We start from the raw sequence: 13,786 nt of genomic DNA, 5'->3' as shown, positions 1-13,786 counted from the left end.
CGTTACCGGTCCGTCCCAACGGAGTATCGGCCATGGACCAGTTGCTTTCGCGGCGAACCCTTCTCGCCACCGGCCTCGCCGTTCCGATCCTGGCGCTTCCCGGCTGCGCCAGCGGCCTCGGCGGCGGATTCGGCCTGGAGGACGCGATCCGCCGCATCCTCACGCTCTCGTCGCAGCGCGCATTCGCGCAACTGCTGACCGACGAGGGCTTCTTCCAGGACGAGCTCGCCCGCGTCCAGCTTCCCTCGCAGCTCGGCGGCAGCGCAATCACCCGCGCGCTCACCGTCGCGCTCGGCACCAGCGCCGTGCAGGACCGGCTGCTGCGCCTGGTCAACCATGCCGCGGCCGATGCCGCCGATGCGGCCGCGCCGATCGTCTACGATTCGATCCGCACGATGACGATCGCCGACGCGGTGTCGCTGGTCCGCGGCGGCCCGACGGCCGCGACCGACTTCCTCCAGCGCAGCATGGGGGATGCGATCGTCGACGCCATGTTCCCAGGAGTCGGCAACGCTCTGCGGATCGCCGACAACGGCCTGATCAACCGGGTGCTCCAGACCGCCACCGGCATCGACTTCACCGGCCTCCAGGCCGATGTCGCGCGCAAGGCGGCGAGCGGCATCTACCGCGCGATCGGCCGCGAGGAAGCCGCGATCCGGTCGAATCCGCAGGCGACCGGCGATCCGGTGCTGATCGGCGTGTTCGGCCTGCTGCGCTAGACCAAGATTGACGCCTCAGGCTCAATCAGCCTGAGGCGGGAATCTTGGTCTCAACTCTCTGAATAGAGCGCGATTCATCTGTGGAAGCGCGAAGCGCTTCCACCTCAGCCGATCGCGCTTTAGGCGGGCAGACGGCGGCGCCTGGGCGAGGACCCGGGTGCCGGCGGGCGGCCGACCCTAACGTCGGGCCTCCATGACCGGCGCGAGCGTGCCGGCGCTGGCGAGCTCGCGCTCGGCCTGGACGAAGCCGTAGCCAGGCACGATCTCGCCGCTGCGATCGCTGATCTCGTTCCAATGCGCGATCGCGAGCTCGCCGGCATCCTCGGCCCCGCCGATGTAGCAACCCTGGCTGAGAGTGACATTGGCGGTGGCGAAATGCCCGGCGCCGGCGCAGAGCACCGTCCGGGTCGGCGCGTCGTCGCCGGTCAACACCAGCAGGGCAGGGCTGACCAGGGCCGGATCGAGGGCGCGAAGGCTCGCTTCGGAGAGCACGCCGTGGGTCATCTGCGTGGCCGCGGTCGGCGCGAGGCAGTTCACCTTGATGCCGTATTTCTCGCCCTCCAGGGCAAGCGTCTGCATCAGCCCGACCAGCGCCATCTTGGCGGCGCCGTAATTCGCCTGGCCGAAATTGCCGTACAGGCCGGACGAGGAGGTGGTCATCACGATCCGCCCGTGGCGCTGCTCGCGCATGATTTCCCAGACCGCCTTGCTGCAGATCGCGGCGCCCATCAGGTGCACGTTCACGACCAGCCGGAAGTCATCCATGCTCATCTTGGCGAAGCTCTTGTCGCGCAGGATGCCAGCATTGTTGACGAGGATGTCGATGCGGCCCCATGCCTCCATCGCGCCGGCGACCATCGTGGCGACCGCGGCTTCGTCGGTCACCGAGGCAGCGAAGGCGATCGCCTCGCCCCCGGCGGCGGCGATTTCGCGCGCGACCCGCTCGGCCGCATCCTGCGAGACGTCGTTGACCACCAGGCGTGCGCCCTGGCGGGCGAGATAGACAGCGTGGGCGCGCCCCAGTCCGCCGCCGGACCCCGTGACGATAGCGACCCGACCGTTCAGCGACATCGAAGCTCCTCCCGTTGTTTCGGGAAGACTAGCGGCTTCAACGTTCACTCACAAGCTAGTGAATGATTGTCGCTGGGTGCCGTTCTCAGGCGGACGATCGCTGGCGACAGACGGCCAGGAAGCCGGCGGCCATGAAGGTGGCCATCCGCTCCTTGACCGCGGCGAAATCCTCGGATTTGCAGAGGCCGTCGGAGAGCTTGTCGATGCGCCCGGTGCGCGCCAGCGTCAGCATCAGCGCGCCGGTGACGAAATGATATCCCCAGAAGATGTCCTCGGCCGCGCAATCGGGCAGGGCCTGCTTGAGAAGCCCGATCAGGCGCAGGACGACGGGATCGAAATGCTCGTCCATCAGCTGCGCGCCCCATTCGGGGGTATTGGCGACCTGCGCGCCGAGCGCGGCATAGTTCTTCCAGCCGTCGCCGCCCTCGATGTAAAGATCGAGGTCGGTGTCGAGAAAGGCGCGAAGTGCCCCCTCGACGCTGGGCTTGCCCGCCGCCGCCGTCTCATATTCGTCGAGCGCCTTCATCCGCCGTTCGCTGGTCACCAGCGCGCGCCGCGAGAAGACGGCTTCGAACAGCTTGTTCTTGTCCTCGAAATAGTAATTGAGCAGCGTGTGATGAACGCCGACGCGCTTGGCGACGTCCTTGAGGGTGACGCCGTACAGGCCGTGCTTCGAGAACAGATATTCGGCGGCGTCGAGGATCTGCTCCATCGTCTCGGCGCGCTGCTCGGCCTTGGTCGAGCGTCGCGTGGATGTCTGCTTGTCCGCCACGCGGCCCTCTTTCGGTATCGCGAGGGCAAGCGTCAAGTCATTGACCCGGGGTACCATATTCCGAGCGCAGGCGGATCTTGTCGATCTTGCCGGTGGCGGCGAGCGGCATGTGCTGCAGCCGCACGACGGCGTCGGGGATCCACCACGGCGCCACCCGTCCCGCGAGCGGCGCGAGCAGTGCCTCGTCGCTCAGCGTCTGCTGTTCGCGCATCTCGACGAGCAGGATCGGGCGCTCGCCCCATTTCGAGTCGGGCCGGCCGATCACGGCGGCGAGCGAGACTTCCGGCAGGAGCCCGACCACCGCCTCGATCTCGGCGGGATTGATCCATTCGCCGCCGGACTTGATCAGGTCCTTGGCACGCCCGGTGATGATCAGATTGCCGCCGGAATCGATCCGCGCCAGATCGCCGGTCGCGAACCAGCCGTCGGCATCGGTCGCCGCCTCCGCCTCGCCGAAATAGCTTTGCACCACCGCGGCGCCGCGGACCCGAAGATGTCCCTCCCTGTCGCGCTGCTCCTCGAGCGCGCGGCCGTCGGCGTCGGTCAGCAGGAGATCGACGCCGATCGCCGGCCGCCCCGAACGCGCCGCGTCACGCTCCGTCTGCCAGGGAGGCGCGACCGTGCCGGACGGCGACAATTCGGTCATGCCCCAGCTGGTCTGGATGACGACGCCGAGCCGGCGCTCGATCCGCTCCATGAGGGCGGGGGCGAGCGGCGCTCCGCCGACGATGATCCGTTCGAGCGTCGGCAGGTCGCCGCCCACTGCCTCCAAATGCTCGACCAGGCCGAGCCAGACCGTCGGAACCGCGACCCCGACGGTGACCTGCTCCGAACGGATCAGCCGGGCGAGGCTTGCGCCGTCGCTGTTGCGTCCGGGCAGCACCAGCTTGCCGCCCGCGGCTGGGACCGCGAAGGGCAGGCCCCAGGCATTGGCGTGGAACATCGGCACGACGGTCAGCACCGAATCCCGGCCGGAGATCGCCATGACATCGGCCTGCAGCAGCCGCAGCGTGTGCAGGAAGCTGGCCCGGTGGGTGTAGGTGACGCCCTTCGGCGCGCCGGTGGTCCCCGACGTGAAGCACAGGCCCGACGGGCTGTTCTCGTCGAAATCGCCCCAGGCGAGGCCGCGGGGTGTCTCGGCAATCAGATCCTCGAGCGCGCGGCATTCGGGGCCCGAGCCGGCCTCGGCATCGCCGTCGATCACCAGCAGCAGCGCGATCGCCGGGGCGCTCGCGGCGATCTGCCGGGCGAGGGCAAGCAGGTCGGCGCTGACGATCAGAATCCGCGCGTCCGATTGCGTCGCCATGGCGGCGAGCTGATGCGGGGCGAGGCGTGGGTTGAGGGTGTGGCAGACCGCCCCCATGCCCATGATCGCATACCAGGCCTCGACATGGGCCTGGGTGTTCCAGGCCAGCGTCGCAACCCGATCGCCCCGGCCCGTGCCGAGCGCCGCCAGGGCGGCCGAGATGCGCTGGCTGCGCGCCATCAGCTCGGCATAGCCGATCCTCTCGACGCTGCCGCCGTCACGCGCGGTGACGACTTGCGCATTGCGGTGCCATTTGGCCGCATGCTCCAGAAACTTGTCCAGGGTCAGCGCGAAAGGCTGCATGGTGCCGTCGATCATCGGCACCCCGGGGCCGCAGCGGGCAGGGCGGGCGCGACGATGCCGACGTTCCAGTTCCACGGCGTCGCACCCTGCGCGCGGCGCCTGCAGACGACGGCTTCGTTGAGCTCGTACATGCCCGGCATCAGGTTGCTGTCCGCCCGCGCCCGTTCTGCGAAGCGCATGAAGGCTTCGCCTTTGGCGTAGGGCGCCCAGCGCGGGGCGCCCGGGGCGCGCGGCGCCCCGGACGCGACGAAGCTGGTCCAGTAGCGGCTCAGCGTCGCGCCGAAGCGCTGCTCGCCCGGGCCGTCGGGAATTCTCGGCCAGAGCGCGGTCGTCCGCCGCTCTGTGCCGAACACATAGGGGATTTCGCTGGCGTGGAAGGCGTGCAGCCCGGCCTCGTCGGCGGCGGGATAGCCGTGGTCGAACAAATAGAGGAACGACGGCTGGCCGATCGCCGCCTGCTTCGCCGCAAGCCGCTCGGCCGTCCAGCCGTAGAGCATGTCGCGGGTCGTCGCGAGGATGCTCTCCGCCATGGTCGAGGCCGGGTAGAGCGACAGGAAATCGTCGGCAAGGTCGCCATAGCGTTCCCGGATCGCCGCGACATAGGCGGCCTCGTCCTGCGGCACCGGCGGGGCGAGGAAGCGCAGCGAGCGAATCTCGCCGCTGTTGAAGCCGGCGAGCAAAGGCACCGGCGCCTGCTCGCCCTTGTCGAACGTCTCGACGAGCTGGCGCGGCAGGATCTTTCCGTCGACCGTGCCGAACGGCAGATAGCCGGTCGCCGGGGCCTTGTTGGTGATCTCGGCCGGATCCATCGCGCGAAGCGCGGCAAGGGAGCCGGCGCCGAGCTTCGCGGCAAGCGCCGCGCCATGCACCTCGGCCGCGGTCTCGCCGAAACGCGCGGTCTTCAGCTCCGGGGTCGAGATCATGTAGGCGCTCTGCAGGATCGCCTTGTCGAACAGGCCGCGCGCAGCGGGCGCGGCGAGCAGGTACATGACGCTGAGCGCGCCCGCCGACTCTCCCGCGACGGTGACGTTCGCCGGATCGCCGCCGAAGGCACCGATGTTGCGCCTGATCCAGCGCAGTGCCTCGATCTGGTCGAGCAGCCCGTAATTGCCCGAGACGCCTTCGGGCGATTCCGCGCTGAGCTCCGGATGGGCGAGGTAGCCGAGCGCCCCGAGCCGGTAGTTTATCGACACGACGACGATGCCGCGCCTGGCCAGCGCGCTGCCGTCGTACATCGCCTGGCTGCTCGCGCCGGCGACCAGCGAGCCGCCGTGGATCCAGACCATCACCGGAGCCCGCTTCGCCTTCGCCGGCGTCCAGACGTTGAGCGACAGGCAGTCCTCGCTCATCGGCCCGACATCCTCGGAATAGATGCTGCCGGGACGCGACGGCGGCTGGTAGCAGGCCGCGCCGAAGCGGGTCGCCTCGCGCACTCCTTCCCAGCGCGGGGCCGGCACCGGCGGTTTCCAGCGTCGGTTGCCGATCGGCGGCGCGGCATAAGGCAGGCCCCGAAAGATGCGCACACCGTCGCCCGCTTCGCCGCTGACCACGCCGGCCGGGGCATTGACGACGGGCGCGCCGGCCGCGGCGGGGCTCGCGAGCGCCAAGGCGAGAATTGAGGCGAGAGCGGTTCGGGCGAGGGTCATGAAGGCGATACGGTGCTGGCGTCGTCGCGCCCGATCGCCCGCGCGAGGGCGAGGAACAGCACGATCGCGACGAAGTAGAAGGGGACGAGGGTGTAGAAGGCGAGCTGCAGCGAGTTCTGGTGCCCGGCGGCGCGGAACCAGTCGCTGGCGGCGCCGAGATAGGTCGGCCCGAGACCGAGCCCGACGAGGTTCATGACGAGGAGAAGCAGCGCGCCGGAGAGGACCCGCTCGTTCGGCCGGACCTCCTCCTGGACGAGCGCCACGGCCGGCGACAGGTAGAAATAGTTGAGCCCGAACGGGAGGATCAGCATCGCCATGGCGAGCTCCCAGCGCGGCGACCAGATGAACCCGATGAAAAACGGGATCGCGATCGCCAGGCCCATCGCCGGGATCAGGGCGTAGGCGCGCTTGTCGCGGGGCGCGAGACGATCGACCAGCCGGCCTGCCAGGAAGATCCCGCCGCCCATCGAGACGAGGATGAGCAGGGCATACCAGATCGCGATCTCGTCGAGCGTCATGCCCTTCTCCTCCATCAGGAAGAGGGTGGCGAAATTGCCGGCCGCGTAGGTGATGAACTGGTTGGCGGCGGTCGCGAGCGAGACGAGCAGCAGGACAGGCCGGGTGAAGAACATGCGGCAGGTGCCGAGGAACGGGGCTTTCGCGGGCTGAGCAGAGGGATCGGCGCCGTGCGGCGCGGCGTCGAGGCCGCCGCGGCGGGGCTCGCGCACCGTCGACCAGACGATCACCGCCGTGACCACGCCGATCGCTCCGACGGCGATGAAGGCGTCCCGCCAGCTGTAGGCGGCAGCGACCGAGGCGCCGAACGCCACCCCCAGTGCGTTGCCGAGCGGCGGCCCGAGGTTGTAGAGCCCGAGCGCGGTGCCGCGGGTGCCCGGACGGAAATAGTCCGAGATGATCGCATAGGACGGCGGCACGCCACCCGCTTCGCCGACGCCGACCGTCATCCGCGCCGCGGCGAGCTGGGGATAGGTGGCGGCGACGCCGCAGGCGGCGGTCGCGGCGCTCCACAAGGCACAAGCGAAAGAGAGCACCTTCACCCGGTTGGTACGATCCGCGAACCAGGCGACGGGCACCGCGATCACGCAGTAGAAGACCGCGAAATAGAGGCCGCTGATCAGGCCGATCTGGCCATGGGTGAGGCCGAGCTCGTCGCGGATCGGCTTGGCGAGGATCGACAGCAGCTGCCGGTCGAGGAAGTTGAGCACGTAGACGAAACAGAGCATGCCGAGCACGAACCAGGCCCGGGGCCCCGGAGCCGCGGGATGCGCGGCTCCGGGGGGCGTCGCGGCGGGGCGGGCCGGGGCGATCGTCACCGGCTAGATCCCGTAGCCGATACGGATCCCGACCGTCCGGGGCCGCATCGTGCCGAAGCGGCTGACCAGGAAGGCCTCCGGGTGGATGTAGGTGATCGAGTGATCGTCGAAGACGTTCTCGACATAGAGCTGGCCCGACCAAGCGCCCTTGCGGACTCCGAAGCTGAGATTGACGTTCTCGTAGGCGTCGGTGCGGCCGAAGGTCGAGAGAGGAAGGCTCGGCTTGCCCGGCGTGTTCGGGAAGGAGCTGTTGTAGGCGCCGACATGCTGCAGGCTTGCAGCCAGCATTCCCTTCGTGTCCGCCGTCAGATCGAAGCTGTAGCTCGCATAGATCGACCCCTGGAACTTCGGGGCGGAGAGCCGGTGGTCGGGTACGGCCCCGGAGATCGCGGCCTCCTCTGGCGACAGCTCGGTGATCTGGGCATCGACGAAGGCCGCGTTCAGGCCGACGTTGAAGCCGTCGGCCGGAATGAAGTTCGCCTCGAGCTCGAGCCCCTTGCTGCGCGCGGCGCCGATGTTGGTGGCGAACTGCACCGAATCCGAGACCCGGTTGGCCTGCGCCTGGATGTTGCTCCAGTCGATCAGGAAGGCGGCGGCGTTGACGCTGACCCGCCCGTCGAGCCAGCGGCCCTTGGCGCCGATCTCGTAGCTCTTGAGATCGTCCGACGTGGCCCCGAACGGAATGATGATGTCGGTCGGATCGACCAGGCTCGGCCGCCCGGCGAAGGCATTGACGATCGGCGCGCGGAAGCCTGTCGAGAAGGTCGCGTAGGTGGTCAGCGCCTCGCTGGGCTTGAAGGTCGCACTGAGCTTCCATGACGGCTTCTTGCCGCTCGCCTTCACGCCTTCCGTCGCGGCATAAGGCGTGAACGTGTTGAACTTCACCGGAATGCCGAGACGCGCGTAGGTGAAGTAGTTCTGGCCGAACGCGGTAGCGAGATAGCCGCCCTCCTCGGTGAAGCCCTGCGCCGAGGTGCGGCCGTAGCGCAGGCCGCCGGTCAGCCAGAATTGGTCGGAGAAGCGATAGGTCAGCTCGCCGAAGCCGGCGAGCTCCTCGCTGATCTGATGGGTGAACTGCTTCTGGTAATATTGATCGGGCAGGCCGGTCAGGTTGCGCGCCGCCAGGAATTCGGGGGACGAGCGGTAGAAATAATCGACGTCGCGGCGGCGGTGCAGATAGAAGCCGCCGACCACGAACTGAAACGGACCGTCGAGTGACGAGGCGAGCCGGGTCTCCTGCACGAACACCTTGTCATAGGCGTTGGCGTCGAGACCGAACGCGATCGGCGCGCCCGGGAACGACCCTGCGGGGAAGGTGCCGGCGAGATCGATCCAGAAGCGCTGGTCGAAGTCTGAATAGGTCGACGAGCTGGTCAGCCTGGCGAAGTCGAACTCGTATTCCAGGGTGCCGTTGAGGATGGTCTGCTTGCCGGTGAAGCGGTCCGGCTGGTCGGAGATCCTCTTCTCCCGGCCCAGCGACGGGCTGGTCAGTGAGGAATCCTTGGGATCGCTGTCCTCATAGGAGCCGAGCAGGCGGATCGAGAGGCGGCTGGTCGGCGCCCAGAGCAGGATCGCGCGGCCGCCGAAATCGACCAGGGTGTTCGAATTGTGCACCCCCGTCCCGACGTTGTCGAGATAGCCTTCCTCGTGCCGATAGAAGCCGACCGTCCGCAGCGCGAGCGAATCGGCGACGATCGGCACGTTGAGCATCAGATTGTAGCGCTGCCGGATCGAATCGGAGCCGGTGAGGCCGAGATCGACCAGCGCGGACACGTCGACCTCGTCGAGATCGGGGCTCTTGGTCAGGATGCGCATCGCACCGGACAGCGAGCCCGATCCGAACAGGGTGCCCTGCGGACCGCGCAGGAACTCGACCCGTTCGACGTCGAACAGATTGGGATCGACCACCGTCGTGTTGCCGATCGTCGAGACGGGAAGCTCGTCGATATAGACGGCGACGGAGCTCTGCAGATTGGCGTTGTAGCCGTTGGTGGCGATGCCGCGAGAGGTGAAGTTGTTGAAGTTCTGGGTCGGCCGGTTCAGCACGACGCCCGGGGTCTCGCGGGCGATGCCCTCGAAGCCGACGATGCCTTTCTCGGTCAGCTCACGCTGCTGAAAGGCGGTGATGCTGAGCGGCACGTCCTGGAGGCGCTCCTCGCGCCGCGTGGCCGTGACGATGATCTCCCGATCCTCGGACTCCGGCTGATCGTCGGCCGCGGTCTGCGGAGCCCGGTCCTCGACCGTCTGGCTCGGCTGGGGAGCGTTATCCTGCGCGATCGCGGGTGAAATGGCACCGGTCAAGGCGGCGGCGCACGCCGACCCCAGTAGGAATCCCCTCATGCTCTCTCTCCTCATGGTCCGGTCTCGTGCCGGCCGTTGGCAGCATGATGATGCCCTTTCGGGACCAATGTCAACACTCACTAACGCGTGTGTGAATATCTTTGAAAGCGGGACGATGCGCTCGTTCCGCCCAAGAGCGCGATCGGCTGAGGTGGAAGCGCTTCGCGCTTCCACCGAGGACGTGAATCGCGCTTATTCAGATGGTTGAGACCAAGATTCCCGCCTCAGGCTGATTCCGCCTGAGGCGATTTGGTCTAGGCGGCCCAGGCGGCGAGGTCGTCTTCCTCGCCGATCAGGGCGAGACCATGCGCGATCGAGGTGAGTTCGTTGCCGCTCGCGATCCGCTCTGCGCCGAAGCGCTCGGCGAACAGCCGGCGGATCCGCGGGATGAGCGAGCTGCCACCGGTCAGGAAGACGCGATCGACCTCGTCGGCGCTGATGCCGGCGGCGGAGAGGGCCTCGACCACTCTGGCTTCGATTCGCGCGATGTCGGGATCGATCCACGCCTCAAACTGCGCGCGCGTCACCTCCGCCTCGATCGAGAGGCCGCCGCCGCTGAAGCGGAAAAGGGCGACCTCCGCCGAGGAGAGATCCCGCTTCACCTGACCCACCGCCTCGTAGAGCCGGTAGCCGAGCTCCTGCTCGATGACGGCGATCATCGTCTCGATCGGTGCTGGATCGACCGCGGCGCGGCGCAGCTTGTCGAGCTCGGCCAGGGTCTTGCGGTTGCGCATGAAGGCGAGCCGCGACCAGTCGGCGAAATCGGAGAAATAGCCTGCGGGGATCTCCAGCACCTTGTCGAACGATCGATAGGAGCCGCCCTTGCCGAGGAACGGCATGACCAGCCGGTCGAGAATGCGATGGTCGAACCTGTCTCCCGCGATCCCCACGCCGGCATGGCCGAGCGGGACACAGCGCTTCGCAGCACCCGGCGCGGCGATCCGCACGACCGAGAAATCGCTGGTACCGCCGCCGAAGTCGGCGACGAGCACGGTCGCAGGCGCCTCCAGCGCCGCCGCGTAACTGAACGCCGCGCCGAGCGGCTCGTAGACGTAATGCACTTCGGCACCCAGCTCGGCAAAGACGGCGTCGTAGCGCGCGCGGGCCAGGGCCTCGTCGGGGCGGTGGCCGGCATAGGCCACAGGCCGCCCGACGACCAGGCGGGCGGCGCGTCCGTCCAGCGCGCCCCCGGAATGCTCGCACAGCTTGCGGACGAACGTGCGTCCGAGGTCCTCGAAGCGGTAGCGCCGGTCGAAGATGGTCGCATGCTCGAAGCTCGGCGACGCCGCGACCGTCTTGAAGGACTGGATGAAGCGGCTGCCTTCCGGATAATCGAGATATTCGGCGACCGCCCAGGGGCCCGCCTCGACGGCGATGCGGGCGTCCTCCTCCCAGAAGCACAGGGCCGATCGGAAGACGAGGTCAGCGCCCGTGGGGCCGAGCAGCGGGACGAGTTGCGATGTTCCGGCGCGCGCGATCGCGGCAACCGAGTTGGTCGTGCCGAAGTCGAGGCCGAGGACGAGCGGGGGAGGGGGAAGCGACATGGGCGGCGCTGCCTAGCCGCCCCGCGCCGCAAGCGCAAAGCCGCGCTTGCGTCGGCCCCGGCGCTGCACGCAAGGTGGGCGAATGCGCACGCGCCAGAGCATCTGCAGGAAGAAGGCGCGCTTCGCTTCCGAGGCGGAGGCGCGGGCCGCGGCGGCGCGCTCCGGGCTTCTGCTTCTGCCCTATCGCTGCGATCGCGGCGGCCATTTCCACCTGACCAGCCGCACGAAGGGCAAGTTTCTGCGCCGGCTCCGGCGCTGAGGGCTGAAAGGAGACGCTTTCGCCAGTCCGACTTCGGGCAGGCACGTGCGGTCGGGCGGGCCGATCGGGCCCGCCCGTTCGCTACGCATGTTCACGCGACGGGCTGCGGCCGTCTCAGCTGTTGGCGAACATCCCGTCCGCGAGCGAGCCGCCGCCAGCTTCCGCGGACCCCGCGGCCAGCTTCTTCACGCGGGGTTCCTTCCAGGTCTTCTTCGTCTGGGTCGTGGTGGCGGCCTTCATTTCGTTCCTTCCCTGCTAATTCTTCTGCTCGCCTAGAGCACGAAGTCCGATGTCGCGATGAGGTGCGAGTCCGCCGAGATCAGGTGGAGCTCGAAATCGGCATTGCTGTCGCCGTCGACGTCGGCCTGCACCACCCAGGCGTTGCCGCTGCCGACCGCGCGCAGCTGCCCGGCCTGGCCAGAGAAAGCGCCCGAGCCGATGAAGTTGAAAGCGTCGTCGACACCGCCTGAGATCGCGTCGATGCGGCTCAGGTCGATGATGTCGCCCTGGCGGAAGTCGGTGATCGTATCGTGCGCGCCGGTGACCGAGTCCGCGATGCCGCGGTAGATGAAGACATCGTTGCCGCCGCCGCCGGTGAGCTGGTCGGCGCCGCCGCCGGCGTTGATCGTGTCGCCGAGCGCCCCTCCGATCAGCTGGTCGTTGCCGGCGCCGCCGATGAGGCGGAACCAGGCGTCGAGCTCGGCGGACCCGTCGATCCGGGCCGTCTCGTTGGCGGCAAGCGCGAAACCGTCGATCGTGAAACGCTGCCCGGCGGCCGCATTGCCGTCGTGCATCGTGATGTCGAAGCTGGTTGGCGGGACGATCGGGCCGAAGCGGATATCGACCCCCGACATCAGCACGATCGTGTTGACGCCGCTGATCTGATCGGCGCCCATCACCACCCTGTTCGGTCCGGTGAAGTCGCCGCGGAAGCCGATCTGATCGCTGGCGTCGCCGATCACCTTGTCTCCCGGGTTCCAGTAGGCGCCGCTTCGGAAGTAGAAGCCGTCGGCCCCGCTGCCGCCGATGAACGTGTCGCTGCCGCGCCCGCCGGACATGATGAAGCTGCCGTCGGTTTCGGCCGAGCCGTCGAACGTGACGCTCTCGCCCGGCATCAGCATCACCGCGTCGATCAGCATCGTCTGCCCGGCCGCAACGTTGGAATCGCGGGAGGTCAGCAGATAATCGTAGGAGTCGGTGCCCGCGTTGCCGAAGCGGGTGTCCGACCCGGAGAGAAGAATCAGGTCTTCGATGCCGGTGAGCGGGCCGAGCTCGAGATTGTAATCGCCCTGAAGCGCGACCTGGTCCCGTCCGATGCCGCCATCGATCGCATCGGCCGGCGTGTAGGCGCCGCCGAAATAGAAACCGTCGTTGCCGCCGCCTCCGAAGACCTCGTCGTCGCCGCCGTCATCGAGCATGAACAGCTCGGCGCCGTCGCCTCCGGTGACATCGTCGGGCCCGGAGCCGCCGTTGATCCGGCCGTCGTCGGCGAGCGTGATCGCGACCGTGTCGGTATCGGTGAGGACGCCGCCGGTCCCCGTCTCGCCGCCGTCGCTGGTCGTCACGGTCAGCGTGTCGGCGCCTTCGTAGTTGAGCGCACCCCGATAGACGAGCCCGTCGAGCGCGGCGTTGATCGCGGCGGCGGTCCCCTGAATGGTCATGGTCGCGCTGCCGTTGGCACCCGCCACCACGTTGATCCCGGCGAGATTGGCGATCCTGAGCGTGCCGTGGCCGACGCCGAGCGTCACGCTGAGCGTCGCGGCGTCGGCGTCGGCGACCACGATCCGGTTCGCACCGGTGAGGACGAGATCCTTGTCCTCGGTTCCGGCCAGGTTGGCCGGCACGAAGTTGCGCGGCGCATCGTTCACCGCGACCACCGCCAGCGTCTGGGTGACCGTGGCGGCCAGCCCGCCGCCGCCGGTGTTGCCGCCGTCGTCGAAGGTGAGCGTGACGAGCCGGTCGCCGGCGGCGGGGTTCTCGCCGGTGATGACGTAGACGAAATCGTCGAGCAGCTCGTTGACCCGCGCATTGGTCGCGAAGGCGGTGAGGGCGGTGATCGAGACGTTCGGCGTGCCGAAGCCGGAGATCGTGCCGAAGCCGATCTGCGTCGGGCCGTCCTGGTAGACGATGTCGAAGCGGCCGCCGCCCTGCGGAACGATGGCGAAAGGAGAGCCCGCCCGCAGGTTGAGGCCGCCGGGGCCGCCGCTCACGTTGAGGCCGATGCTGCCGCCCGCGAAGTTGGTCGGCGCATCGGGATCGCTGAGCGTCACTCCGCCCATCAGCGCCACCGAGACGTCGCCCTCGGTGAACGTGACCCTGCCCGCGGTGGGCGTGCCGAGCGCCGGCGCGTCGTTGACGGGGGTGATCGTCACCGCGATCGCTTTCTCGGTGGTGCCGCCCTGGCCGTCCGAGACCAGGATCGTGAAGGCGTCGGTGCCGTGATAATTGGCCGCCGGGGAGTAGATGAAGGTGCCGCCGGCCTGGTCGAAGGC

11 protein-coding genes are annotated in these 13,786 nt (G+C 68.4%); 2 read left to right on the top strand and 9 right to left on the bottom strand.

The features are described 5' to 3' along the window. Positions 1 to 32: 32 nt before the first annotated feature. Entirely contained in the window at positions 33 to 719 is a 687-nt protein-coding gene (locus E2493_RS13430) for a DUF4197 domain-containing protein (protein WP_135087618.1), read from the top strand. A 177-nt stretch (positions 720 to 896) separates the two neighbouring features. On the opposite strand, the gene E2493_RS13425 is transcribed toward E2493_RS13430, so the two are convergent. The 7 genes from E2493_RS13425 to E2493_RS13395 all read right to left on the bottom strand — a co-directional run bounded on the left by E2493_RS13425 (position 897) and on the right by E2493_RS13395 (position 11,035). Beyond that, the gene (locus E2493_RS13425) at positions 897 to 1,790 is read right to left on the bottom strand and encodes an SDR family NAD(P)-dependent oxidoreductase (protein WP_135087616.1); all 894 of its coding nucleotides are present in this window, start codon (positions 1,788 to 1,790) and stop codon (positions 897 to 899) included. Positions 1,791 to 1,875: 85 nt separating this feature from the next. Then, on the bottom strand, positions 1,876 to 2,562 hold the full coding sequence (locus tag E2493_RS13420; RefSeq protein ID WP_225421463.1) for a TetR/AcrR family transcriptional regulator: 687 nt from the start codon (positions 2,560 to 2,562) through the stop codon (positions 1,876 to 1,878). 37 nt (positions 2,563 to 2,599) lie between these two features. After that, on the bottom strand, positions 2,600 to 4,186 hold the full coding sequence (locus tag E2493_RS13415) for an AMP-binding protein (protein WP_135087614.1): 1,587 nt from the start codon (positions 4,184 to 4,186) through the stop codon (positions 2,600 to 2,602). Next, a complete protein-coding gene (locus E2493_RS13410) occupies positions 4,183 to 5,817 on the bottom strand; it encodes a carboxylesterase/lipase family protein (RefSeq protein ID WP_135087612.1) in 1,635 nt (544 codons plus the stop codon). Before E2493_RS13410 ends, E2493_RS13415 begins: the two co-directional genes overlap by 4 nt. Then, positions 5,814 to 7,151, bottom strand: a complete 1,338-nt coding sequence (locus tag E2493_RS13405) for a spinster family MFS transporter (protein ID WP_225421462.1) — start codon at positions 7,149 to 7,151, stop codon at positions 5,814 to 5,816. Before E2493_RS13405 ends, E2493_RS13410 begins: the two co-directional genes overlap by 4 nt. A gap of 3 nt (positions 7,152 to 7,154) precedes the next feature. Beyond that, entirely contained in the window at positions 7,155 to 9,491 is a 2,337-nt protein-coding gene (locus E2493_RS13400) for a TonB-dependent receptor (protein WP_135087610.1), read from the bottom strand. A gap of 254 nt (positions 9,492 to 9,745) precedes the next feature. Then, positions 9,746 to 11,035, bottom strand: a complete 1,290-nt coding sequence (locus tag E2493_RS13395; RefSeq protein WP_135087608.1) for an Hsp70 family protein — start codon at positions 11,033 to 11,035, stop codon at positions 9,746 to 9,748. An 82-nt stretch (positions 11,036 to 11,117) separates the two neighbouring features. On the opposite strand from E2493_RS13395, the gene E2493_RS21280 reads away from it, so the two are divergent. Beyond that, positions 11,118 to 11,294, top strand: a complete 177-nt coding sequence (locus E2493_RS21280) for a hypothetical protein (RefSeq protein ID WP_167737523.1) — start codon at positions 11,118 to 11,120, stop codon at positions 11,292 to 11,294. Positions 11,295 to 11,408: 114 nt separating this feature from the next. Here the strand turns inward: E2493_RS21280 and E2493_RS22095 are convergent, their stop codons facing one another. Together E2493_RS22095 and E2493_RS22090 are read right to left on the bottom strand one after the other, a co-directional pair. Continuing rightward, complete coding sequence (locus E2493_RS22095) at positions 11,409 to 11,534, bottom strand: hypothetical protein (protein ID WP_263854092.1); 126 nt, start codon at positions 11,532 to 11,534, stop codon at positions 11,409 to 11,411. A gap of 32 nt (positions 11,535 to 11,566) precedes the next feature. Then, a partial coding sequence (locus tag E2493_RS22090; protein ID WP_135087606.1) for a M10 family metallopeptidase C-terminal domain-containing protein occupies positions 11,567 to 13,786 on the bottom strand: 2,220 nt, incomplete at its 5' end.

It is taken from the genome of Sphingomonas parva (ex Maeng et al. 2020) (assembly GCF_004564275.1).
Lineage (GTDB): Bacteria > Pseudomonadota > Alphaproteobacteria > Sphingomonadales > Sphingomonadaceae > Allosphingosinicella > Allosphingosinicella parva.
The sequence above is the reverse complement of the archived record's forward strand: the minus strand, read 5'-3'. Positions and strand labels throughout refer to the sequence as shown.